This is a genomic window from Nocardioides sp. Arc9.136 (assembly GCF_030506255.1).
Classification (GTDB): Bacteria; Actinomycetota; Actinomycetes; order Propionibacteriales; family Nocardioidaceae; genus Nocardioides.
In genome coordinates this window covers 2,663,722-2,688,365 of sequence record NZ_CP113431.1, presented here as the reverse complement: position 1 = coordinate 2,688,365, position 24,644 = coordinate 2,663,722, and the positions used below count along the sequence as shown (strand labels likewise).

The 24,644-nt window shown below is 73.4% G+C and carries 18 protein-coding genes; 14 read left to right on the top strand and 4 right to left on the bottom strand.

The annotated features are described in order from the left end of the window. Positions 1-11: 11 nt before the first annotated feature. Entirely contained in the window at positions 12-1,391 is a 1,380-nt protein-coding gene (gene lpdA / locus OSR43_RS13010; RefSeq protein WP_302266994.1) for a dihydrolipoyl dehydrogenase, read from the bottom strand. A gap of 154 nt (positions 1,392-1,545) precedes the next feature. On the opposite strand from lpdA, the gene OSR43_RS13005 reads away from it, so the two are divergent. Both OSR43_RS13005 and OSR43_RS13000 read left to right on the top strand, forming a co-directional pair. Continuing rightward, positions 1,546-1,869: a hypothetical protein gene (locus OSR43_RS13005; RefSeq protein WP_302266992.1), complete on the top strand. Its 324-nt coding sequence runs from the start codon at positions 1,546-1,548 to the stop codon at positions 1,867-1,869. Positions 1,870-2,253: 384 nt separating this feature from the next. Next, positions 2,254-3,561: an HNH endonuclease signature motif containing protein gene (locus OSR43_RS13000; protein WP_302266991.1), complete on the top strand. Its 1,308-nt coding sequence runs from the start codon at positions 2,254-2,256 to the stop codon at positions 3,559-3,561. A 417-nt stretch (positions 3,562-3,978) separates the two neighbouring features. Here the strand turns inward: OSR43_RS13000 and OSR43_RS12995 are convergent, their stop codons facing one another. Further along, the gene (locus tag OSR43_RS12995; RefSeq protein WP_302266990.1) at positions 3,979-5,490 is read right to left on the bottom strand and encodes a leucyl aminopeptidase; all 1,512 of its coding nucleotides are present in this window, start codon (positions 5,488-5,490) and stop codon (positions 3,979-3,981) included. Between the two features lie 39 nt (positions 5,491-5,529). Here OSR43_RS12995 and gcvT point away from each other — a divergent pair, with 39 nt between their 5' ends. The 9 genes from gcvT (at position 5,530) to OSR43_RS12950 (ending at position 14,250) form a co-directional block, all read left to right on the top strand. Further along, a complete protein-coding gene (gcvT, locus tag OSR43_RS12990) occupies positions 5,530-6,642 on the top strand; it encodes a glycine cleavage system aminomethyltransferase GcvT (RefSeq protein ID WP_302266989.1) in 1,113 nt (370 codons plus the stop codon). Further along, complete coding sequence (locus OSR43_RS12985; protein WP_302266988.1) at positions 6,642-6,899, top strand: hypothetical protein; 258 nt, start codon at positions 6,642-6,644, stop codon at positions 6,897-6,899. The genes gcvT and OSR43_RS12985 overlap by 1 nt, the downstream gene beginning before the upstream one ends. A gap of 23 nt (positions 6,900-6,922) precedes the next feature. Next, complete coding sequence (locus OSR43_RS12980) at positions 6,923-8,410, top strand: hypothetical protein (RefSeq protein ID WP_302266987.1); 1,488 nt, start codon at positions 6,923-6,925, stop codon at positions 8,408-8,410. Between the two features lie 22 nt (positions 8,411-8,432). Further along, positions 8,433-9,257 (top strand): PhzF family phenazine biosynthesis protein, encoded by an 825-nt coding sequence (locus OSR43_RS12975; RefSeq protein ID WP_302266986.1) that lies wholly within the window; start codon positions 8,433-8,435, stop codon positions 9,255-9,257. A gap of 27 nt (positions 9,258-9,284) precedes the next feature. Next, entirely contained in the window at positions 9,285-10,094 is an 810-nt protein-coding gene (locus OSR43_RS12970) for a thymidylate synthase (RefSeq protein ID WP_302266985.1), read from the top strand. A 7-nt stretch (positions 10,095-10,101) separates the two neighbouring features. Then, the gene (locus tag OSR43_RS12965; RefSeq protein WP_302266984.1) at positions 10,102-10,596 is read left to right on the top strand and encodes a dihydrofolate reductase; all 495 of its coding nucleotides are present in this window, start codon (positions 10,102-10,104) and stop codon (positions 10,594-10,596) included. Between the two features lie 74 nt (positions 10,597-10,670). Continuing rightward, positions 10,671-11,618 (top strand): LLM class F420-dependent oxidoreductase, encoded by a 948-nt coding sequence (locus tag OSR43_RS12960; RefSeq protein WP_302266983.1) that lies wholly within the window; start codon positions 10,671-10,673, stop codon positions 11,616-11,618. A gap of 9 nt (positions 11,619-11,627) precedes the next feature. Continuing rightward, positions 11,628-12,551, top strand: a complete 924-nt coding sequence (gene dapA / locus OSR43_RS12955; RefSeq protein WP_302266982.1) for a 4-hydroxy-tetrahydrodipicolinate synthase — start codon at positions 11,628-11,630, stop codon at positions 12,549-12,551. 13 nt (positions 12,552-12,564) lie between these two features. Continuing rightward, positions 12,565-14,250 (top strand): ribonuclease J, encoded by a 1,686-nt coding sequence (locus tag OSR43_RS12950; protein WP_302266981.1) that lies wholly within the window; start codon positions 12,565-12,567, stop codon positions 14,248-14,250. Positions 14,251-14,411: 161 nt separating this feature from the next. On the opposite strand, the gene OSR43_RS12945 is transcribed toward OSR43_RS12950, so the two are convergent. Further along, positions 14,412-17,300 (bottom strand): M4 family metallopeptidase, encoded by a 2,889-nt coding sequence (locus OSR43_RS12945; protein ID WP_302266979.1) that lies wholly within the window; start codon positions 17,298-17,300, stop codon positions 14,412-14,414. 247 nt (positions 17,301-17,547) lie between these two features. Here OSR43_RS12945 and OSR43_RS12940 point away from each other — a divergent pair, with 247 nt between their 5' ends. The 3 genes from OSR43_RS12940 (at position 17,548) to OSR43_RS12930 (ending at position 23,690) form a co-directional block, all read left to right on the top strand. Further along, positions 17,548-20,220, top strand: a complete 2,673-nt coding sequence (locus OSR43_RS12940; protein ID WP_302266978.1) for a DNA translocase FtsK — start codon at positions 17,548-17,550, stop codon at positions 20,218-20,220. Further along, positions 20,217-22,169 carry a helix-turn-helix domain-containing protein gene (locus OSR43_RS12935; protein WP_302266977.1) on the top strand — a complete coding sequence of 651 codons (1,953 nt, stop codon included), beginning with the start codon at positions 20,217-20,219 and terminating at the stop codon, positions 22,167-22,169. The genes OSR43_RS12940 and OSR43_RS12935 overlap by 4 nt, the downstream gene beginning before the upstream one ends. Positions 22,170-22,322: 153 nt before the next feature. Further along, entirely contained in the window at positions 22,323-23,690 is a 1,368-nt protein-coding gene (locus OSR43_RS12930; RefSeq protein WP_302266976.1) for a GntP family permease, read from the top strand. A gap of 9 nt (positions 23,691-23,699) precedes the next feature. On the opposite strand, the gene OSR43_RS12925 is transcribed toward OSR43_RS12930, so the two are convergent. Then, on the bottom strand, positions 23,700-24,587 hold the full coding sequence (locus tag OSR43_RS12925) for a LysR family transcriptional regulator (RefSeq protein WP_302266975.1): 888 nt from the start codon (positions 24,585-24,587) through the stop codon (positions 23,700-23,702). Between the last annotated feature and the right edge of the window lie 57 nt (positions 24,588-24,644).

Sequence of the window (24,644 nt, the reverse complement as noted above, 5' to 3'; positions counted from 1 at the left end):
GGTTGCGGTGGTCAGGAGTGCGCGTGCAGGGGCTTGCCGGCGAGGGCGAGGTGGGCCTCGCCCAGCGCCTCGTTCTGCGTGGGGTGGGCGTGGACGAGCGGAGCGACGTCCTCCGGGTACCCCTCCCAGCCGTAGATGAGCTGAGCCTCGCCGACGAGCTCGCCGACGCGGTCGCCGACCAGGTGGATGCCGACGACGGGTCCGTCGGTGCGGCGGACGAGCTTGACGAACCCCTGGGTCTTGAGGATCTGGCTCTTGCCGTTGCCACCGAGGTCGTAGGTCACGGTCTCGATGCCGTCGGCGCCGTACTTCTCCGCGGCCGTGCGCTCGTCGAGCCCGACGGAGGCCAGCTCGGGGTGGGAGTAGGTGACGCGGGGGATCGCGGTCTCGTCGACGGGCCGCGGGTCGAGCCCGGCGATGTCCTCGGCGACGAAGATGCCCTGCTGGAAGCCCCGGTGGGCCAGCTGCAGGCCGGGGACGATGTCGCCCACGGCGTACACGCCCTCGACGTTCGTGCGGCAGCGCTCGTCGATGACCACGAAGCCGCGGTCCAGGGCGATGCCCTGCTCGTCGTACCCCAGGCCGTCGGTGACGGGGCCGCGGCCGACGGCGACGAGCATCAGCTCGGCCTCGATCCGGTCGCCGCCCTCGACGGTCACGGCGACGCCGTCGTCGGTGCGCTCGACCGACTCGAACCGGGTGCCGGTGCGGAAGACGATGCCGCGCTTCCGGAACGCCCGCTCGAGCGCCTTGGAGCTGGCCTCGTCCTCGGCCGCGACCAGCCGGGGGAGGGCCTCGACGATGGTGACCTCGGCGCCGAAGCTGCGCCACACGCTGGCGAACTCGCAGCCGATCACCCCGCCGCCGAGCACGACGACGCTGCGGGGGACGCGGTCCAGGCGCAGGGCGTGCTCGGAGGTCAGGACGCGCTCGCCGTCGACCTCGAGGCCGGGGAGGCTGCGCGAGTGGGACCCGGAGGCCAGCACGACGCTGCGACCGGAGTAGGTGCGACCGTCGACGGTGACCTGCTTGGGGCCGGTCAGGCGACCCTCGCCCTCGATGACGGTGATGCCGCGGCTCTTGACCAGGCCGGTGAGGCCCTTGAAGAGCCGGCTGACGACCCCGTCCTTGTAGGAGTTCACGCCGGCCATGTCGATGCCCTCGAGCGTCGCGCGGACGCCGAACTGCTCGGAGTCCCGCGCGCTGTCGGCGACCTCGGCGGCGTGCAGCAGCGCCTTGGTGGGGATGCAGCCGACGTGGAGGCAGGTGCCGCCGACCTTGCCCTTCTCGACGAGACCGACGGTGAGCCCGAGCTGGGCGGCGCGGAGGGCGCACGCGTAGCCGCCGGAACCCGCACCGAGGATGAGTACGTCGTAGTCGGCGTCGGCCACCGTGGTCCTTCCCTTGTCGGCCTCGGCCCCTCTGGATCGCAGAGGAGCGCCCGACCATCTTTGCACCCTTCCCGGGCGTGTCCACACCGGGTCGCGTGGCTCCCGGCAGACTGGTGCCATGGCATGGACCGACCGATTCCGACGCGGCCCGCGGATGAGCAAGCCCGCGGGCGACGCGGCGCGCACCGGTTCGACGCGGGTGCGCGCGTCGGACAAGGTGGACGAGCAGCACCTGCGCACCTGGGTCCAGGAACGACGCGGTGTCGAGGGGTTCGTCGAGCCCCGCACCGCCGTCAGCGACGTGACCCTCCTGCTCGTCGCCCACGACGGTGAGTGGACCCGTCGTCGCGTGCCCTCGGTCGAGTGGGCCCACCGCTTCTGCAACGACCACCGCGTCCCCTCCTACGACGCCGCCGTCGTCGGCGTCCCGCAGCGCATGCGCGACTACAACCGCCGCCGCAAGCAGCAGGGCCTGTAGGTCCGTCGCCGGTCGAGCAGCGAGCGTCGTCGAGACTGCACTGCTCGTCGAGCAGCGAGCCCTGGCGAGCGTCGTCGAGACCCGCGCACTGCTGGTCGAGCAGCGAGCCCCGGCGAGCGTCGTCGAGACCCCTGGCAGCCGACCTGCGGCCTGCGGGTCGTGGGTGGTCGCGGTGGAGGCAACTAGAGGACGGAGTACGCCGTGGGTCCCGCGCCGTCGCCGGCGCACTGCTGGTCGAGCAGCGAGCCCCGGCGAGCGTCGTCGAGACCCCCGCCAGCCGACCTTCGGCCCGCGGGAACTCGACGGGTCGGGGGTCGCGGTGGTCGTCCACAACCCCTGCACATGGACCTTTCATTCGAACACACGTGCGAGTAGAATGAGGCCATGGCCCTCACCGCGACCCTCGAGCACCCGCTGGACACCCCAGCCGACGTGCTGCGCCTCGCCCGGGCCAGCCAACGCGCCGCGAACGCCGCCGAAGCCGAACTCCTCCAAGCCGCGGTCCAGTGGTGCGTCATGCACCCCGCCGAATCAGTCGGCACCGCCTCGGCGTGGTCGACGCTGAAGGGGTTCGGCGACAAAGCCATCGGCCTCGCCGGGGACGGTGCACCGTTGGTGAGCGAGTTCGCCGTCATCGAGTTCGCCGCCGCGCTCGGGAAGTCCGAGGACGCCGGCCGCGCCTACCTCGCCGAGGCCCTCGAGCTGCGCTACCGCCTCCCGCGGGTGTGGGCGAAGGTCACCAACCTCGCCCTCCCCGCGTGGAAAGCGCGGTCCATCGCCCGGCGCACCCTGCACCTCCCGAAGGCCGGTGCGGGGTTCGTGGACACCCACGTCGCCCCCGTCGCTGCCACCATCGGCCCCGCCGCGCTCGACCGGCTCCTCGACGAAGCACTGGTCCGGTTCGACCCCGAGGAAGCCGAACGGGTCCGGTACGAACGCACCGAAGCCCGCCACTTCACCATCCAGACCCGACAGGTCTCCTACGACGGCCACGTCGACATCTGGGGCACCCTCGACCTCGCCGACGCCCTCGACCTCGACGACGCGATCACCAAGGGCGCCGCCCGCCTCGCCCAGCTCGGCTCAACCGAAGCCGAAGGCGCACGGCGGGCGATGGCCGCCGGCGACATGGCCCGGCGCCAGCTCCAGCTGCAGTTCGACACCGACCCCACACCCCTCGTCGTCCACGTCCACCAGAAGGCAGATGGTGAACTCGACGGCATCACCCGGGTCGAGGCCACGAGGGGGTTCGTGCTCACCACCCAGCTCGCCGAGTGGTGCACCCGCGCCGCCCGCGACGGCGCACACATCACCATCAAGCCCGTCATCGACCTGAACGAACGCATCCACGTCGAGGCCTACGAGGTCCCCGACCGCCTCAGCGTCCAGACGAGGCTGCGAGACCACCACTGCGTCTTCCCCTGGTGCACCCGCCCCGCCCACACCACCAGCAAGGTCGACGACGACCACGTCATCCCCCACAACAAGGGCGGGCCCACCGCCACCGAGAACATCGCACCCCTGTGCAGGCGCCACCACCGCGCCAAGACCCACACCGGCTGGCACCAACACACACCCCAACCAGGGACCTACCTCTGGCGCAGCCCCACAGGGATGACCTACCGGGTCGACCACCGAGGCACCCACGGCACCCACGGCACCCACGAGACCACCGACCCGCCCGACCAGTAGCCACCCCGCCCCACGCCCCGCCGGAGCAACCAACCGGCGGGGCACAGGCACGTCGTCACGGGCACGATGGACCCATGCCGGACGAGCGCACCACGTACGCCTGGGTGGTCAGGTGGATCGCTGCAGACGGTCGCACCCATGAGCGGGCCAGGTCGTACGAGCGGGTCGCGGACGCCGAGGACGCGGCGGACGACGTCCGTGCGGCCGGGATCGGGACCGAGGTGACGCTCACGTCCGAGCCCGACCTGGTGCCGGAGGGCCTGTGGCCTGCGTTCGTGGCGCGGATGGGGGTCGAGACGAGGCCCGGTCGGGTGTACGTCGACCGGGGTCTCGAGTCGTTCCCAGGTCGACTACCTGCGGCGGACCGGCACCGACTCGCCCGCCGAGGCGCTGCAGGATCGAGCCCGCCCGGCCAGGTCAGCCCTTCGCAGCGACCGCCCGGGCGTAGTCGACCAGCGTGGCCACGGCGACGCCGGTGCCGCCGGAGGTGACGTGGCCCGAGGGCCCGCCGGAGGCGAAGGCGGGGCCGGCGATGTCGAGGTGGGCCCAGGGGAGGCCCGCGGTGAACTCGCGGAGGAACGCGGCGGCGTACAGCCCACCGCCCCAGCGGATCCAGTCGTGCTGGGCGAGGTCGGCGATCTTGCTGGAGGTGATCCGCTCGCGCATGTGCTCGGGGATCGGCATCGGCCAGAACTCCTCGCCGGCGACGACCGCCGCGTCGAGCACGTCCTGGACGACGGTCTCGCTGCCCATCACGCCGGCGACCTTGTCCCCGAGGGCGACGACCATGTGGCCGGTGAGCGTGGCGACGTCGAGGATGGTGTCGGGCTGCTGCTCGGTGGCCCGGACGATCGCGTCGGCGAGCACCAGGCGCCCCTCGGCGTCGGTGTTGAGCACCTCGACGGTCGTGCCGCCGTAGATCCGCAGCACGTCGCCGGGGCGGGTCGCGCCGCCGGATACCATGTTCTCGGCCATCGGCACGAACGTGCTGACGCGGATCGGCAGGCCGAGCGCGGCGATCGCGAGGGTGGCCTGGACGACGGCGGCGGCACCGGCCATGTCGGACTTCATCTCGTGCATGCCCTGGGCCGGCTTGATCGACAGGCCGCCGGAGTCGAACGTGATGCCCTTGCCCACGAGCCCGAGGTGGTGCTTGGCGCCGCGGGGGGAGTAGGTCAGCTCGACCAGGCGCGGCGGCGCGTCCGAGCCGGCGCCGACGCCCAGGAGGCCGCCGCAGCCGAGCTCGGCGAGCGACGCCTCGTCGTGGACGGTGATCCCGATCTTGGGGGTGCCCCGGCCCTTGGTCGCGGCCTTGGTGGCGGCGACCACCGCGTCGGCGAACGCCGGCGGGCGCAGGTCGCCGGGAGGCGTGTTGACCCAGTCGCGGGTGGCGGCGACGGCGGCCGCCACGACCTGCGCCTCCTCGAGGGCGGACGTGGCCTCCTTGCGCCGCGCGGCGGCGGTCAGCACGACGACCTCGGCGGGCGCGGAGTCGTGGGGGTCCTTGGCGTCCTTCTTGTACGCCGTGAAGGAGTAGCCGCCCAGCTGGTGGCCCTCGACCACGGCACGCACGAGCTCGGGCGTCCCGGCCGGGAGCGCGAGCGCGATCGAGGCGGCGTTGGTGACCGCGCGGGCGGCGGCGCCGGCGGCACGGCGCACGCCGGCGGGCGTCGTGTCCTTGCCCAGGCCGACCAGCACCAGCAGCGGGCTCGCGACGGCGTCGCCGGTCGGCACCTTGACGACCTCGCCGGCCTTGCCGGTGACACCGAGCGTGGACAGCAGCGGCCGCAGCTTGCGGCCGTAGGCCTTGGCGACGTCGGCGCCGCCGTCGGCGAGCTCGGGCCCGTCCCCGCCCTGGAGGACACCGACCACCACCGCGTCGGTCTTGGTCTTGGCAGGGCTGGCGTTCCGGAGCGTGTACGACGTCACCCGAGGAAGGATAGACAGACGCTGCGGTAGGTTCCGGGCATGGCTGAGGACCCCACCCTGCTGCGGTCACCGATCCACGACCGTCACGTCGCCCTCGGCGCCAAGATGGCCGAGTTCGGCGGCTGGTCGATGCCCCTGGAGTACGCCGCCGGCACGGTCAAGGAGCACACCGCCGTGCGCGAGGCGGTCGGCGTCTTCGACGTCAGCCACCTCGGCAAGGCGCTCGTCTCCGGGCCGGGCGCCGCGGCGTACGTGAACGCCACCCTGACCAACGACCTCGGCCGGATCGCGCCGGGCCAGGCGCAGTACACGCTGTGCTGCGACGACGCGACCGGCGGGATCGTCGACGACCTGATCGTCTACCTCCACGACGACGAGCACGTCCTGCTCGTCCCGAACGCCGCGAACACCGCCGAGGTGGTCCGCCGGCTCGCCGCGGAGGCGACGGACGGCGTGACCGTCGAGGACCAGCACCGCGACCACGCCGTGCTGGCCGTGCAGGGGCCACTCTCCGACGAGGTGCTCGCCGGGGTGGGCCTGCCGGCCGGCCACGACTACATGTCGTTCGTGGTGGCGCCGTTCGCCGACGCCGAGGTCGTGGTCTGCCGCACCGGCTACACCGGCGAGCGCGGCTACGAGCTGATCGCCCCCGCGGGTGTCGCCGTCGCCCTGTGGGACGCGCTCCTGGCCGCCGGCGAGCCGCACGGCATGCTCGCCTGCGGCCTCGGGTCGCGCGACACCCTGCGCACCGAGATGGGCTACCCGCTGCACGGCCAGGACATCTCCCTCGACGTCACCCCCAACGAGGCGCGCCTGGGCTGGGCCGTCGGCTGGTCGAAGCCGGCGTTCTGGGGTCGCGACGTGCTGCTCGCCGAGCGCGAGGCCGGGCCCAAGCGGGTGCTGCGCGGGCTGGTCGCCACCGGCCGGGGCATCCCGCGCCCGCACATGAGCGTCTCCTTGACCCGCGACGTGCTGCTCGGCGAGGTCACCTCGGGCACCTTCTCCCCGACGCTGCGCACCGGGATCGGGATGGCGCTCCTGCCGTCGTTCGTCGACCCCGAGGCCGAGGTGGGCGTCGACGTCCGCGGCCGCCGCGAGATCTTCCAGCTCACCAAGCCGCCGTTCGTGCGCACCAACGTCCGGAGCAGCTGATGAACCTCCCCGAGCAGCCCACCACGTTCCGCACCCCGCCGCCGACCGAGCGGCCCTGGTTCTGGCGGCTCGAGAACGCCGCGGGCGAGGAGGTCAGCGTGGCCGGGGAGCTCGGGGCCGAGCGCTTCACCAACCAGTCCGACGCGGAGTCGTGGGTCGGTGAGGTCTTCGCCGAGCTGGCCGCCCACGGCGTCGACGCGGTCACCCTCTTCGAGCTCGACCGCCGGGTCTACGGCCCGATGTCCCTGCACCCCTAGCACCGGGGCGACCGGGAGGACCGATGCGCGCGGCCGACGACTTCCCGGACTACCTCGCTGCGCGCTGGACCACGCTCGTCCGGGTCGTCCTGCTGCTGGGCGCGCCCCGGCCGGTGGCCGAGCAGGTCGCTGCGGTCGCCCTGGGACGCGCCCGTCGGGACTGGCGGGCGCTGCGCACGGCCGCCGACCTCGACGCCGAGGTCGTCGAGGTGCTGCTCGCCACCTGGGCCGACGCGCGGCGGCACCAGCCCGACGCGGCGGCCGCCGTCGAGGCACCCGCCGTCGAGACCGCCGCGTCCGAGGACCTCGATCGCGTGGGTCGGCGCCTGGGCGCGCTGCCCGGCGCCGAGCGCGAGCAGACCGTGGTGAGCGCGCTCGTCGGGACCGGTGCCGTGCCGGCGGACCCCGCCCTGGAGGAGGAGGTACGGCGTGCCGCCGCCGACCTGCTCGTCGGTGGCCCGCCACCGGCGGACTCGCTCCCCACGCGGCTTCGCCCGCCGCGGACCGGCCGGTGGCTGGCCGCCGGGGCGGCCGTCCTCGCGCTCCTCGTCGCCGCGACGTACGTCCTCGGTGTGGTCCGGGGCGACCCGCCCGACCCGGACCGGGAGGAGCGGCTCCCGGCCGTGACGGTGCGGAGGGAGGCGAACCCGGCACCGCTCGCGTGGTGGGCCGACGGCGTGCTGCACCTGCCGCGGACGTCCGTGGAGCTCCCGGGCGTCATCGACCTGGTGGAGGTCCCGGACGGCGCGGTGGTGACCGACGAGGACCACCGCGTCGTGCACGTGCGGTCCGACGGCGGCCGGACCGTCCTCGGGCGCCAGGTGCCGGGCAGCGGGCTCGCCGTCGAGCCGGGGGCGGCGCTGGTCGCCTGGGTGGAGCCGGAGCACGACGTCGTCCTCCACGACCTGGCGGCCGGGCGCGACGTCGGCCGGCACACGCTGGACATCTTCGACGCCGACTCCGGCCGGGTGGTCGCGGTGGACGGCGGCGCGGTGCTGCTCACCTCCTCCTTCGGGGACGTCCGGTGGCTCGGCGGCAGCGCGGTCTCGGCGATCGAGCAGCCACCGGTCCTCCTCGACCGCGCCGCCGGGACGGTGCTGACCCGGCTCGACGGCCGCCGGCTGCGCATGCAGCAGCCGTTCTTCAGCGTCGGCTTCACCGTGCGCGGGCGCGCCGGCCAGGTCTCGCCCGACGGTCGCCACGTCCTCACCGCGCCGACGACCGTCGGCGGGCCGGCCTCGGCGCTGCGCCTGCGCGACGCGGCCACCGGTCGCGTGCTGGCCACCGGCCTCGCGGGGGACGCCGGGGACACCGGGGACGCGGTCGTGCTGGCGTCCGCCTTCGGTGCGTCCGGCCGCACCCTCACCCACCTCCTGAGGCGGTCACCGGAGGCCGTCGAGCTGGTGACCTGCCGGGTGCCCGGGCCGGGGCGCGGGGCCTGCCGGGTCGACGCCACCCTCGACGGTGGCCCCTACGGGGTCGGCAGCGCGCCCCTGCTCGCGACGTCCTGAGGATCGGCCTAGGGTCGGCGCCGTGAGCAGCCGTGTGTTCCGCCAGGTCGACGTGTTCTCCACCGAGCCGCTGCTCGGCAACCCCGTCGCGGTGGTCCACGACGCCGACGGCCTCAGCGACGAGCAGATGGCCGCGCTGGCCCGCTGGACGAACCTCTCGGAGACGACGTTCCTCCTCCGCCCGACGGACCCGGCGGCCGACTACCGGCTGCGGATCTTCACGCCGGGCCGGGAGCTGCCCTTCGCCGGCCACCCGACCCTCGGCAGCGCGCACGCCTGGCTGGAGGCCGGGGGAGCGCCGGCCGGCGCGGAGCTGGTCCAGGAGTGCGGGGCGGGACTGGTGCGCCTGCGCCGCGAGGAGGTGCTGGCCTTCGAGGCGCCCCCGCTGCTCCGCTCGGGGCCGGTGGACGCCGCCGACCTCGACGCGATCGCCACCGCGCTGCGGCTGGACCGCGAGGACCTCGTGGACGCGGCGTGGATCGACAACGGCCCCGGCTGGGTCGGCGTGCTCCTGCGCGACGCCGCGGCGGTGCTCGACCTGCGACCGGACTTCGCCGCCTTCGGCGAGCTCAAGATCGGCGTCGCGGGGACGTACGCCGACGGGCCGGTCGCCGTCGAGGTCCGCGCCTTCTGCCCGCAGTACGGCGTCCCGGAGGACCCGGTCACGGGCAGCCTCAACGCCGGGCTCGGCCAGTGGCTCGCCGGCACGACCCTCCCCGCGTCGTACGTCGCGGCGCAGGGGACCGCCGTCGGGCGCCGGGGCCGGGTGCACGTGGCCCGCGACGGCGACGTCGTCCGCGTCGGCGGCGCCACGCGGACCACCGTCCTCGGGACGATCGACCTGTGAGCGCCGCGGCGGTCTAGGCTCGCCCCCGTGCAGCAGTACCTCGACCTCCTCCGCCGGGTCCTCGACGACGGCGTCGAGAAGGGTGACCGCACCGGCACCGGCACGCGCAGCGTCTTCGGGCACCAGATGCGGTTCGACCTCAGCGAGGGCTTCCCGCTGGTGACCACCAAGAAGGTGCACACCCGCTCGGTCTTCGGCGAGCTGCTCTGGTTCCTGCGCGGCGACACCAACGTCCGGTGGCTCCAGGAGCGCGGCATCAGCATCTGGGACGAGTGGGCCGACGCCGACGGCGAGCTCGGGCCCGTCTACGGGCACCAGTGGCGCTCCTGGCCCACACCGGACGGCCGCCACGTCGACCAGCTGGCCCAGGTCGTGGAGCAGGTCCGGCGCGACCCGGACTCCCGACGGCACATCGTCTCGGCCTGGAACGTCGCGGACATCCCTGAGATGGCCCTCGCGCCGTGCCACGCGCTGTTCCAGTTCTACGTCGCACCGCAGGCCGACGGCCCGGGCCGGCTCTCCTGCCAGCTCTACCAGCGCTCGGGCGACGTCTTCCTCGGCGTGCCGTTCAACATCGCCTCCTACGCGCTGCTGACCCACATGGTCGCCCAGGTGACCGGGCTCGAGGTGGGCGACTTCGTCCACACGCTCGGCGACGCGCACCTCTACCTCAACCACCTCGACCAGGCCCGGCTGCAGCTCACGCGCGAGCCGCGGCCGCTCCCGCGGCTGGTGCTGGACCCGACGGTGACCGAGCTCGACGCCTTCGAGCTCGAGCACATCGAGGTCGCCGGCTACGACCCGCACCCGGGCATCAAGGCGCCGATCGCCGTATGACGCTCCTGTGACGCCGGGCGGCAAGCGGGTCGTCCTGGTCGCCGCGGTCGCGCGCAACGGCGTGATCGGCGACGGACCCGACATCCCCTGGAAGGTGCCGGGCGAGCAGCGGCTCTTCAAGGAGCTGACCCTCGGGCACGTGCTGCTGATGGGCCGGACGACCTACGAGTCGATCGGCCGGCCGCTCCCGGGCCGGACCACGGTCGTGCTGACCCGTGACCCGGCCTGGAGCGCCGAGGGCGTGCTCGTGGCCCACGGCGTCGAGGAGGCGCTCGAGCTGGCCGCCACGCTGCCCGGCGACGTGATGGTCGCCGGCGGGGGAGAGGTGTACGCCGCGCTGCTCCCGCACGCCGACGAGCTCGTGCTCAGCGAGATCGACCTCGAGCCGCGGGGTGACGCGCACTTCCCGGCGTACGACGCCGCCGAGTGGCCCGAGACCGCGCGGGAGCACCACGAGGGGTACGACCGGGTGTTCCGCGCGCGGTCCGGGGACCGCCGCTAGCCGGCCGGCCGCTCCTCGGCGCCGTCGCGGGGCTCGGGGGCGGCTGACCTGGAGGCGTCTGGGAGGCTGGGCGCATGGAGCTGCGTGTCTTCACCGAACCCCAGCAGGGTGCGACGTACGACGACCTCCTCGCCGTCGCCAGGACCGCCGAGGAGCTCGGCTTCGGGGCGTTCTTCCGCTCCGACCACTACCTCGGCATGGGCACCGAGGGCCTGCCGGGCCCCAGTGACGCCTGGGTGACGCTGGCCGGGCTCGCCCGCGACACCAGCACGATCCGCCTCGGCACGATGATGACGAGCGCGACGTTCCGCCACCCCGGGCCGCTCGCGATCAGCGTCGCCGGCGTCGACCAGATGAGCGGCGGCCGGGTCGAGCTGGGCATCGGTGCCGGCTGGTTCGAGGCCGAGCACACCAAGTACGGCATCCCGTTCCCCCCGACCGGTGAGCGCTTCGACCGGTTCGAGGAGCAGCTCGAGGTCGTCACCGGCCTCTGGGCCACTCCGCTGGGGGGCGACGGATTCTCCTTCGAGGGCCGCCACTACCGGGTCACCGACAGCCCCGGCCTGCCCAAGCCGGTGCAGACCGACGGTCGCCGGGGAGGGCCGCCGGTGCTCATCGGCGGCCTGGGCAAGAAGCGCACGCCGGCGCTGGCGGCGCGCTTCGCCGACGAGTTCAACCTGCCGTTCGTCGACGAGGCGACCACCGAGGCGCAGTTCGGCCGCGTCCGTGCCGCCTGCGAGGCCGCCGACCGCGACCCGGCCACCATGACCTGGTCGAACGCGCTGGTCCTCTGCGTGGGTGCGGACGAGGCGGAGGTGGAGCGCCGGGCCGCCGCGATCGGCCGCGACAAGGACGAGCTGCGGGAGAACGGCCTGGCCGGGACGCCGCAGGAGGTCGTCGACAAGATCGGGCGGTACGCCGCGCTGGGCGCCGAGCGGGTCTACCTCCAGGTGCTCGACCTCACGGACCTCGACCACCTCCGGCTGGTGGCGCGCGACGTGATGCCGCACGTCGGGCGATAGCCTGGACCCATGACCGACTCGGCCACCTCGACCCCCGCAGCGACCCCCGCAGCGCCCTTCGGCCGCGTCCTCACCGCGATGGCGACGGCCTTCGCCCCCGACGGGGCGGTCGACCTCGAGGCGACCCAGCGCATCGCCCGGCACCTGGTGGACCACGGGCACGACGGGCTCGTCGTCTCCGGCACGACGGGGGAGTCCCCGACCACCACGCCCGAGGAGGACGGCGACACCCTCGCGGCCGTGCGGGACGCGGTCGGCGCCGACATCCACCTCGTGGCCGGCGTGGGCACCAACGACACCCGCACGTCGGTCGGCCTCGCGCACCAGGCGCGCAAGAACGGTGCCGACGGCGTGCTGCTCGTGACGCCGTACTACAACAAGCCGGGCCAGCGCGGCATCCTCCAGCACTTCCGCCAGGTCGTCGACGCCGCCGAGCTGCCCGTGATGCTCTACGACGTCCCGGGCCGCACCGGCTCGACGATCGCGCTCGAGACCTACGAGCAGGCGATCGCCTGGGACGGCGTGGTGGCCGTCAAGGACGCGGTCGGCGACTTCGCCCGGGGCGTGCGCATCAGCGAGCTCGGCTACGCGGTCTACTCCGGCGACGACGCGGCGAACCTCGGCTGGCTCGCGCACGGCGCCGTCGGCTTCGTCAGCGTCGTGGGCCACGTCGCGGGCGACCAGCTCCGGGCGATGGTCGACGCCTACGCCGCGGGCGACCCCGCCACGGCGCTCCAGGTCTACACGCGGATGCTCCCCGCGATCGACGCCGTCATGGGCGTCGCCAACTACGGAGCGACCACCGCCAAGGCAGCGCTCCAGCTCCTCGGCGTCCTCGACAACCGGCGGGTCCGCTCTCCCCTCGTGGAGCTGGACGACGACGAGGTGGCCGCGCTGCGCGTCGGCCTCGTGGCCGCCGGTCTACTCACGTGAAGGACCGACGCGCTTGAGCCACCCGCACCCTGAGCTGTCCGAACCGCCGGCACTGCCGCAGGGGGGCCTCCGGGTCATCCCGCTCGGCGGCCTCGGCGAGGTCGGCCGCAACATGACCGTCTTCGAGTACGACGGCCGCCTGCTGGTCGTCGACTGCGGCGTGCTGTTCCCCGAGGACCACCACCCCGGCGTCGACCTGATCCTGCCGGACTTCGGCCCGATCCGGGACCGGCTGGACCGGATCGAGGCCCTGGTGCTGACCCACGGGCACGAGGACCACATCGGCGCGACGCCGTACCTCCTCCGCGAGCGCGGCGACATCCCGCTCGTCGGCTCCGAGCTCACCTTGGCGCTGCTGGACTCCAAGCTGCGCGAGCACCGCCTGCGCGAGACCGTGCACCACCGGGTCTCGGAGGGCGACCGGATCAGCTTCGGTCCCTTCGACCTGGAGTTCGTCGCGGTCAACCACTCGATCCCGGACGCGCTCGCGGTGGCGATCCGGACCGGCGCCGGGATGGTGCTCCACACCGGCGACTTCAAGATGGACCAGCTGCCGCTGGACGGCCGGATCACCGACCTGCGGGCGTTCGCCCGGCTGGGGGAGGAGGGCGTCGATCTCTTCCTCACCGACTCCACCAACGCCGAGACCCCCGGCTTCACCCCGGCGGAGAAGTCGATCACCCCGGTCATCGACCAGGTGTTCCGCGAGTCCTCCCAGCGCATCATCGTCGCCTGCTTCGCCTCCCACGTGCACCGCGTCCAGCAGGTGCTCGACGCGGCGCACGCCCACGAGCGCCAGGTGGCGTACGTCGGCCGCTCGATGGTCCGCAACATGGCCATCGCGCGCGACCTGGGCTACCTCAAGGTGCCGCCGGGGACGCTGGTCGACACCAAGGACCTCGCCGACCTCCCGCCGCAGCACCAGGTGCTGATCTCCACCGGCTCCCAGGGCGAGCCGATGTCGGCGCTGAGCCGGATCGCCCAGCGCAGCCACAACTTCGTCCACCTCGAGGAGGGCGACACCGTGCTGCTCGCCTCGAGCCTCATCCCGGGCAACGAGAACGCCGTCTACCGCGTGATCAACGGCCTCGCCCGCTGGGGTGCCCGGGTCGTGCACAAGGGCAACGCGCTCGTCCACGTCTCGGGGCACGCCAGCGCCGGCGAGCTGCTCTACTGCTACAACATCGTCAAGCCGCGCAACGTGCTGCCCGTCCACGGCGAGATCCGGCACCTGCTGGCCAACCGCGACCTGGCCAGGGCGACCGGCGTGGAGAACGTCGTCGTCGCCGAGGACGGCGTCGTGGTCGACCTGGTCGACGGCGTCGCCAGCATCACCGGCAAGGTCGAGTGCGGCTACGTCTTCGTCGACGGCTCCTCGGTCGGCGACATCACCGAGTCCGACCTCAAGGACCGCCGGATCCTCGGCGAGGAGGGGTTCATCTCGGTGATCGTGGTGATGGACTCCGTCAGCGGCAAGGTCTCCGGCGGGCCGGAGATCCACGCCCGGGGCTTCGTCGAGGACGCCGTGGACTTCGACGAGATCAAGCAGCCCATCATCGACGCGCTCGACCGGGCGGTCGCCGAGGGCAACACCGACACCTACCAGCTGCAGCAGACCGTACGGCGCGTGATCGGCCGCTGGGTCAGCGGCACGCACCGCCGGCGGCCGATGATCATCCCGGTGGTCATCGAGTCCTGAGGCCGCGACGAGCCGAGGGCCTGCCGAGACCCACGTGGACGACGTCCTGGCCGAGCGTGCGGCGTACGACGGCCGGACGTCCTGAGGACGGCGAGAGGCCCCGCCCGGATCGCTCCGGGCGGGGCCTCTGCGGTGCTGCGGGTGCTGCTCCTGCCGCTGGGTCAGCGGACGTCGGAGGCCTCCTGGCGGCCCTTGGTGCCACCCTTCTTCCCGCAGGCGACGATCTTCACGTCGTCGACGGCCCAGCCCTCGAGGCCGCCGCAGCCGTCACGACCCATCTCGAAGCGCAGCTTGATCTTCGTGCCCGGCTTGGCGCCGATCTTCTTCAGGTCGATGATCGAGCGGCCCCAGGACCCGCCGGCGACGTTGCCGTCGGTGCCGGAGAAGGCCGGCTGGGAGGCCATCGGGTTGGTGTTGCCCTCGGCCTTGGTCAGCAGGGTGGTGTTCGGCGCGTTGAACAGGTAGGCGGCCGGCTTGACGACCTTCCACTTGCCCGAGCCGAGCTTGACCTTGACGTTGCCGCCGTCCACGTCGAGCTCGCTGGCGACGTAGTGCCGGAACTGCAGGCGCATGCCCGTGCCGCCGCCACGGAGACGGATCGCCCGGCTGGTGATCGCGTTGGCGCTCGACCGGTCGAACCGGTCGTAGGTGCAGGTGCCGCGGTCGTCGCTGGGGTCGAAGGCGACCTTGGACCGGTTGCCGGTGACCTCGCGGCTGGCGCGCCACGGGATGCCCTTGCCACCCTTGAACGCCACGCGCTCGGACTTCTTCCAGCCGGCCAGGCCGTCCTCGAAGTCCTCCTTGTAGAGCACCTTCGAGGTCGTGCCCCCGCCGCAGGTCGCCGGTCCGCCCTTGCGCAGCAGCGGGCGGAAGTTGCACTGCGTGGGGTCCTTGCGCAGCTCGGTGGCGGCCACGACGGCCGAGACCGACGCGCAGTCGCCGGCCACGATCTCCGCCGCGGGCTGCGAGGTGCCGCCGGGGTCGGTGGACACCCGGTTGATGTCCTTGCCGACCAGCTCGGTGCAGGAGGCCTCGAGCCCGTCGGCCAGGTCGACGAAGTTCGACGTGGGCGTCAGGTGCGCGACCTGGGTCTGCCAGAAGATGTTCGCCGCCTTGTCGAGGCCGAGACCGGCCACGGTGACGTCGTTGGACGTGCCGCCGTCGACCAGGAGGGCGTAGGCGTGGTTGACCACGCCGGAGTTGCTGTGCACGCCGCCGCTGTCGTCGGTGGAGCACTTGTACTCCGCGTCGGAGACCTTGGCCGGGTCGCCGAGGCAGGTGGGGTTCCACATGTCGCGGATCGCGCCGCCGAAGGCGGGGTCGCCCTCGCCGGAGAGCCAGCGGTAGGAGTCGAACCGGTCGCCGCCGGCGTCGATGATCTCGACCTCGACCGGCTGGCCGTCGGCCAGGGTCTTCCGGATCGTCTCGCGGTCGGTCAGGCCGATCGACACCGTCGGCGGGAGGCTCTTGTCGGCGTCGGTGAAGCCGATAGGGGCCTCCTCGCGGTTGCCGATGATGACGGCCTTCGCACCGGCCGCCTTGGCGACCTGGGCCTTCTCGACGAACGTGCACAGGCCGCGGTCGACCAGGACGATCTTGCCCGCGGCGGCGGACGCGTCGGCGTACGGCGAGCAGCCGTCGGTCGTGGTGCCGCCCTCCTCCTCGGCGTCGGTCGGGGCGACCACCTGGCCGGTGATCGGCCCGTCGATCTCACCGAGCGTGCCGCCCGTGGCGCACTCCTTGGCGATCGACTCCGGGGCGGTGATGGTGAGCACCGGGATGGCGCCGGTGTAGGCCGAGCAGAGGCCGTCGGCCCGCTTGACGTCCGGGGTCTCGTTGTAGCGGTCGTTGATCTGGTCGACGGTCTCGCCCCAGATGTCGGAGAACGCCTCATTCATCGCGCCGGACTGCCATTGGTAGACCAGCCCGGAGGTGTACTCGGTGTAGGCGTGGCCCCACTCGTGGGCGACGGTGTCGTCGGAGCTGACGCCCGAGCAGTAGTTGGTCGTCTTGCCGTTCCAGTTGGCGTTGGGGCAGGCGATGGTCGGGTCGTTGTTGACCGTCACCATCTTCGCGCCCTTGCCGTCGAAGGAGTCCCGGCCGAAGGTGTTCTTGAAGAACCAGTACGCCTCGCCGGTGCCGTTGACCTCGTTGAGCTGGTCCTCGTCCAGCGAGCCGGGCAGCGGGTCGCCCTCGCGATAGACGGTCGTGTAGGAGATCTTGTCGTCGCTGACGTCGTCGGGCGTGCCGCCGTCGCTCTCGAGCTTCGCCTCGCGCAGCTCGCGGTTGAGCGCGGTGTGGATCATCGAGTAGCGGTTGAGGAACTTGCCGGTGAGCGCGTCGACGAAGACCTTCTCGCGCACGGTGGTGCCGTTGCCGACGCCGACCACGTGGACCAGGCGCGCCGGACCGGTCTCGCCCTTGACCGAGCCCATCCGGTACACCGAGAGGGTGTTGTCGGTGACCCGCAACCCCGACAGGTCGAGCGGCGTCTCGCCGGGCGGGTCCTCCCGCACCGTGGCCACGGCGCGGCGCCCTGCCTCGGCCGCGCTGGTGCGCGGCGTGGTGCCCAGGCGCAGGTCGGGCGCGACGTACCCGCTGACCGCGGTGAGGTCGCCGTCGTCGTCCACGCTCGCGACGAGCTGGCCGCCGAAGACGGGCAGCCCGCGGTAGGTCTGGTCGAACCGCACGGCCCACCCGCGGGCGGTCTCCTGGACCGAGGACTCGCGCAGCTGGTCGGCGGTGGCGCCGAACACGCGGGCGTGGCGGTCGAGGAAGGCGTTCGCCTTCTCGACGGCGCCGGCGCGTCCGGAGGCGCGGACGTCGGGCAGCAGGTCGCCGCCGCGCGCGGCGCGCGCGAAGCCGATCTTTCCGGTGGCTGGCTCGGTGGCCAGCCGGACCGCGCCCTCGGCGTCGCTCTTGAGGCGCTGCACGAGGGACCGGCCGTCCGCCGGAGCGATCGGCTCCGCCGCGGTGGCCGGCTGGGTGGGAACGGCGGCAACGCCGGCACCCAGCAGAACGAGGCTCAGCCCCGTCTTCAGGATCTTCACTTAGGTAACCCTCCGAGTATGGGTGGCGCCGGCCACGTCTCCGGGCCGACCCGGGCACCCTAGGGACGGCTCCCCGCGCAGGTCCAGAGGCGCCGGACAATTCGTCGCCGTTCCGTGATCAGGCCGCAAGGCGTGCACGCGGCGTGACGGCGGTCCACCCGGCGCCCCGGACGGGCCGGCCGGGCGGGGACGACACGCACTCCTGTGGTCCCTGTGACTGGTGTGACGCCGAAGTAGGTTGACCACCATGGCGACCCGTACGTCTTCCCCGCCGGGGTCGCGGAGCAAGAGCACGTCCACGTCCAGGTCAGCCAGCAGCAGCGGCCGTGGGAGTTCGAGCACCCGATCCCGGAGTACGCCCACCCGACGACCCGCCGCGAGCGCGAGCAAGAAGCGTCCCGCGGCCCGCAAGCCTGCCCGCCCGGCGGCCCGCCCGGCCCCACGGGCGGTCCGCTCGGGGCCGGGGCCGGTCGCCCGTCTCTTCCAGGCCCTCGCCCGGGGGCTCGTCGCCGTCTGGCTCGGCATCGCGCACGGCGTCGGCGCCGTCGCCCGCGGCATCGGGCACGGCGCCCGCGACATCGACCCCGAGCACCGCCGCGACGGCGTCGGCCTGCTGCTCCTCGGCCTCTCCCTGGTCGTCGCCGCAGCGGTCTGGTTCCAGGTCCCGGGCGGGGTCATGGACCTGGCCCGCACCGCGGTCTCCGGCACGGTCGGCAAGGTCGGCTGGTTCGTCCCGATGGCCGTGGCCTACGTCGGACTGCGCACGATGCGCGACCCGGTCAGCAACGGCCCCGCAGGCCGCCAGGTCATCGGCTGGACCGCGCTCGCCTTCGGCGTGCTCGGCATCGTCCACATCGCCAACGGCAACCCGCAGCCCGTCGCCGGCGACGCCAGCGACCTCCAGGGCGCCAGCGGGGCGATCGGGTTCGTCGTCTCCTCCCTGCTGCTGGACCTGCTGCGCACGGCGTACGTCGTCGTCCCGCTGCTCCTGCTGCTCTCCGCCTTCGGCGTCCTGGTGATCACCTCGACGCCGGTCTACCTCGTGCCCGAGCGGCTCGCCGACCTGCGCGACCGGCTGCTCGGGCGCGGGGTCGAGGACCCGGCCGACGAGGGGTCCGCGCGCCGCCGCCGCGGCGCGCCCGAGGACGACGAGATCGACCCGGACATGGGCGACCCGGCGTACGACACCCCGGTCCTGGAGGACCGCGAGGTCAAGAAGCGTCGTGGCCGCAAGGCGGCGGCGGTCGAGAAGCCCGAGGCCGACGCCGGCGCGGAGGTCTTCGACCCCTACGCCGACGAGGTCCCCTCGTTCCCCGATCTCTCCGACCCCGACGCCACGGTGCTCACCGAGGCCGTCTCCGACGCGACCGGCGAGCTGGCCCGCGGCGACATCGAGCCGCCCCCGCACACGCCGCTCCCCGAGCGTGCCGAGCAGCTGGCGATCTCCGGCGACGTCGTCTACTCCCTGCCGGGCAACGACGTCCTCAAGCCCGGATCGGTCCACAAGGCCCGCTCCAAGGCCAGCGACGCGGTCGTCGACCGGCTGACCCAGGTGATGGAGGAGTTCGCCATCGACGCCCAGGTCACGGGCTACACCCGCGGCCCGACGGTCACCCGCTACGAGGTCGAGCTGGGCCCCGCGGTCAAGGTCGAGAAGGTCACGGCGCTGTCGAAGAACATCGCCTACGCGGTGGCCTCGGCCGACGTGCGCATCCTCAGCCCGATCCCCGGCAAGTCCGCCATCGGCATCGAGATCCCGAACGTCGACAAGGAGATCGTCTCCCTCGGCGACGTGCTGCGCTCCGGCGCCGCCCGCGGCGACCACCACCCGATGGTGGCCGGCCTCGGCAAGGACGTCGAGGGCGGCTTCGTCGTCGCGAACCTGGCGAAGATGCCGCACCTGCTCGTGGCCGGTGCCACCGGCTCGGGAAAGTCGTCGTTCATCAACTCGATGATCACCTCGATCCTGATGCGGTCGACGCCCGACGAGGTGCGGATGATCATGGTCGACCCCAAGCGGGTCGAGCTGAACGCCTACGAGGGCGTCCCGCACCTGATCACCCCGATCATCACCAACCCCAAGAAGGCCGCCGAGGCGCTGGCGTGGGTCGTGCGCGAGATGGACATGCGCTACGACGACCTCGCCAACTTCGGGTTCCGCCACATCGACGACTTCAACAAGGCCGTCCGGGCGGGCAAGGTCGAGGTGCCCCCGGGCAGCGAGCGCGAGCTCACGCCGTACCCGTACCTGCTGGTGATCGTCGACGAGCTCGCGGACCTGATGATGGTCGCCCCGCGCGACGTCGAGGACGCCGTCGTCCGGATCACCCAGCTCGCGCGTGCGGCCGGCATCCACCTGGTGCTCGCCACCCAGCGCCCGTCGGTCGACGTGGTCACCGGCCTGATCAAGGCCAACGTGCCCTCGCGGCTGGCGTTCGCGACCTCCTCGCTCGCCGACAGCCGGGTCATCCTGGACCAGCCGGGCGCGGAGAAGCTGGTGGGCCAGGGTGACGGGCTGTTCCTGCCGATGGGCGCCTCCAAGCCGGTGCGCGTGCAGGGCTCGTGGGTCACCGAGGCCGAGATCGCGCTGGTGGTCAAGCACTGCAAGGCGCAGCTGGAGCCGACGTACCGCGAGGACGTCACCGCCCCGGCCGCGGCCAAGCGCGAGCTCGACGACGACATCGGCGACGACATGGACCTGGTCATCCAGGCCATCGAGCTCGTCGTCTCCACGCAGTTCGGGTCCACCTCGATGCTGCAGCGCAAGCTCCGGGTCGGTTTCGCCAAGGCGGGCCGGCTCATGGACATCCTCGAGAGCCGTGGGGTGGTGGGTCCGAGCGAGGGCTCCAAGGCCCGGGACGTGCTCGTGAAGCCCGACGAGATCGACGGCGTGATCGCGACCCTGCAGGGGGAGATGTGAACGGATCGAACGTGCTCGACAACGACGACCTCCAGCTCGACGACCAGTACGGCGGGTTCGAGGACCCGGCGGCCACCGGTCCCGAGGACGGCATCGTCGTCCGGCGCAACGCGGCCCTGTCGGCGGTCGTGGGCGGCCTCGCCTCGGCCGTCGCGATCGCCTACCTCGCCCGGGCGACCGGGACGGGGGCCTGGCTGGACTGGGTGCTCTTCCTCGTCATGGGCGGCCTGGCCGCCGTCCACCTGCTCGGGCTGCTGGACTCCCGCGGTCCGCTCCTGGTCGCCGACGGCCACGGGGTGCGGATCCGCGAGGGCCGGGCCTGGCACGGCATGACCTGGGACTCGCTGCTCTCCATCGAGCACCTCCCGCGGCGCGGGATGATCCACGACGGCCGTCTCGACGTCGTGCTCACCGGGCCGGAGGGCGCCGAGCAGGTGCTCTCGGTGCCGCTGTCGATGTCGACGCGGGTCGCCAGCACCGACCCGGACCTCACCTCGGCGCTGCTCGCGCTCACCGACGGCCGGACCGAGGTCGTCGAGCTCGACCCGACGCTGCCGCTGGACGAGGCCGAGGACGAGGCCGAGGACGAGGACGGGGCGGCGGAGCCGGCCGAGGCCGGGGACGTCGCTGGGCACGTCGAGGAGGACGCACTCGTCGCCCGGGAGCCCGTCGCGCACGAGCCGGTCAGCGAGCCGGTCGTGCCCGCGGAGCCGGCGGCGGAGCAGGCGCACGAGGAGGACGAGGACCGCGAGCCCGCGGGGCCGCGGCTGCACGACCCGCGACCGGCCCTGGCGCGCGGCATCGGTGCGATCGCCGCTCGGCTCTCGCGCCGGTCGTCCGACGGCGGCCCGGTCGTGCCCGCGGCCGAGCCGGTGCCGGTCGCGCCGTTCGCGCTCGACCTGCCTGCCGACCCCGCCGACCAGTCCGCCGACCAGCCGCAGGCCAGCCCGACCCCCACCCCGCTGCGGTCGCCGGTGACCGCCGTCCGCGCCGAGACCGTCCACGACGGCCTGGCCCTGGACGCGGTCCACGGCGCGAACGCGCTCGACCTCGGCGACGGCGTCACCCCGGTGTCGCGGACCCTGCCCGAGGCGCGGGAGCTGCGGCGACCGGGCAGCGTCGACCTCGTGGAGGACACCCAGGTGTGGGGCGCCCGTGCGGGTGCGGCCACGCCGACGCCGGTGGTCATCGACGGGTTCGCGATCGAGGCGCCGGTGCAGCCGGCCGCCGACCCGGTGATCGGCCCGGAGCTGGCCGCGGCGCGGGCGCGGATCGGCCTCAGCGTCGACCAGCTCGCCGACCGGACGCGGATCCGCCCGCACGTCATCGAGTCCATCGAGGTCGACGACTTCGCACCGTGCGGTGGTGACTTCTACGCCCGCGGCCACCTGCGGACGCTGGCCCGCGTGCTGGGCGTCGACGTGGCGCCGCTGCTGGCGTCGTACGACGAGCGGTACGCCGACGCCCCCATCGACCCGCGCCGCGTCTTCGAGGCCGAGCTGGCCACCGGCGCGAACGGGTCGATCCGGGGGACCCGCGGCGGGCCGAACTGGTCGGTCCTGGTCGCCGCCGTCATGGCGCTCGTGCTGGCCTGGTCGGTCGCGCGCCTGGTGATGGACAGCCCGGTCGACCTCAACGGCGAGGCGCTGGTCCTCAACGGGTCGCGCGGGATCGACAACGGCAGCAGCCAGGTCGGCAAGCCGGTGTCGGTGCTGCTGACGGCGGCAGGCGGCGGGACGAACGTCGTGGTCCGCGACGGTTCGAACGAGATCGTCTTCTCCGGGGACCTCGCCTTCGGCGAGTCCAAGGAGCTCAAGGTCGCCCCGCCCGTGCGGGTGCAGTCCTCCGACGGCTCGCTGGAGGTCGGCGTCGCCGGCGGCGAGCCCGAGGCGGTCGGCGAGACCGGCCAGCCGGCCAAGGGCACCTTCGTCGCCCCGGCCGCCGAGTAGGTCACGCGCAGCGGCAAGGCCGACGGCGCCGGGGGCTGACGCCCCCGGCGCCGTCGTGCGTCCCGGCCCGACGCGCGGCAGGTCCTCCGGCACGGACCCGGACCCGCGTGGGACGATCCCCGGGCCCCACCGCGCCCCACAGAACGGAACCCCATGGAGATCGTGCACTCCGCCATCGCGATCCTGGCGGCGATCCTGCTGATCATCCGGTTCGGGATCGACCCGGTGATCTCGCTGCTCGTCGCGAGCGTCTACCTCGGCCTCGCCACCGGGCAGGGCGCCGAGGGCACCGTCGGGGAGATCACCGGCGGCTTCGGCGAGATCATGGCGGAGGTCGGCCTGCTCATCGGCTTCGGCGTGCTCATCGGCGCGCTGCTGCACTCGATGGGCACGTTCCGCGACCTCGTCGACCTGCTGGCCCGCCGGGTCGGCCGACGCCTGCCGTACGCCATGGCGGCGACGCTCTCGACGATCTTCCCGTCGATCTACGTCGACGTGCAGGTGGTGCTGGCAGCGCCGATGGCCAAGGAGTCGGCGGCGGCAGTGGACCGTCGGCACGGGCTGCCGTGGCTCGCGGGCGCGATGGGCATCGGCATCTTCTCCGGCTACGTGTTCGTCGTGCCGGGCCTCGCCGCGGTCGCCATCGCCGGGCTGATGGACGTGCCGCTGGGCACCTACCTGCTCTACGGCGTGCCGATCGGGCTGGCGACCGCCCTCATCACCACGGTCCTCTTCCGGCTGCTGCTGGGCTGGGGGCTGTGGAAGGAGGACACCGACCTCGACCCCGACGTGGTCGCCCGTGGGGACGACCCGGACGTGGAGGCCGAGGAGGTCCCGCACGCCGAGGGAGCGGCGCGGCTGCCGCTCCTCGTGCGCCTGCTGCCGATCCTGGTGCCGCTCGTGCTGATCGCGTCCGCGGCGATCGTCGACGTCGTCGGCGACCTCCCCGCGGCGCTCGCGTTCCTCGGCGACGCCAACATCGCGCTCTTCCTCGGCCTGCTGATCGCGTTCTTCATGGTCCGCCCGTCGCTGGGCGCGGACGGGGTCGGCAAGGTCCTGACGTCCGGGTTCCACACGACCGGCGAGATCCTGCTGGTCACCGGCGTCGGCGGCTCGCTGGGTGCGGTCATCGCCGGGAGCGGGCTGGACGCGACGCTCACCGACCTGTTCGCGGCGGACGAGAACGCACCGGTCGTCCTGAGCATCCTGCTCGCGTGGTTCATCGCGGCGGTGCTGCACTTCGCCATCGGCTCGGTCTCCGTCGCCGCGATCACCGCGGCCGGCATCATCGCGCCGGTCGTCGGCTCGCTCGGGGTCGACCCGGTCGTCATCGCCCTGGCCATCGCCTCGGGTGCGATGTTCGCGCTGCACGTGAACAGCAACTTCTTCTGGATGTTCACCACGCTGCTCGACCTGTCCACCAAGGGCAGCCTGAAGACGCTCACCCTGGCCACCTCGCTCGGTGCGGTCGTCTCGCTGCCGCTCGTGCTGGTGGCGAGCCTGGTCGCCGCGGCCACCTGACCGCGCCGGTCAGGCCGGCGGGACGCCGTACCGGTCGCAGACGAAGGCGCTGAGCCGGCTCGAGAGGGCCTCAAGGGTCGGCGCCGCGACGTGGCGGGAGTCCCAGACGGCCAGCAGGCGGACGCTCAGCGTGCCGCGGTCCGGGAGCTCCACGGCCAGGGGCACCAGGTCGTAGCGGGGGTCGTCGGACACCACCGCGACCCCGCGGCCCGCCGCGGCCAGCGCCTGGGCGACGGTGCCGTTGGCCGCCTCGACGAACGTCCCGCCGGCCACGCCCGCCCCGACCACGGCGGCCTCCAGGGCCTGGCGGGCCGTGAAGGCCGCGGGCAGCCCGATCACGGGCTCGCCGACCAGGTCGCCCACGGTCACCCGCTGCCGCCGGGCCCAGCGGTGGTCACGTGGCACGTAGGCCCAGACGGGCAGCACGGCGAGCGGCCGGGAGCGGTACGGCGCGGCCGGGCGCGCGGTGCCGATCGCGAGGTCCGCCCCGCGACCGAGCACCTCGGCGGTCGACAGCCCGTCCGCCCCGACCACGTCCGTGGTGGGGTCCTCGGGCGCCAGGGTGGCGATGAAGGGCGCGACGACGTCGGTCAGGGTGACGGTCGGCGCGCCGATCACCACCCGGTCGAGCCGCCCCTCGGCGTAGTACGTCGCCGCGACCCCGAAGGCGTCGACGCGCTCGAGCAGGTCCCGGGCCAGCGGCACCAGGGAGCGACCCGCGCTGCTGAGCGTCAACCGGCCCGCGGAGCGCTCGAAGACGGCGACGCCGAGCTCCTGCTCGAGCTGGCGCAGCTGGCGGGAGAGCCCGGGCTGGGTGACGAAGAGGCGCTCGGCGGCGCGGCTGACCGTGCCGTGGTCGGCGACGGCGACCAGGTAGCGCAGGTGGCGCAGCTCCACAGCGATGCCTCCTGGGCATGGGAACGAGAAGGAACAAGTATTGGACAGCATATGAGC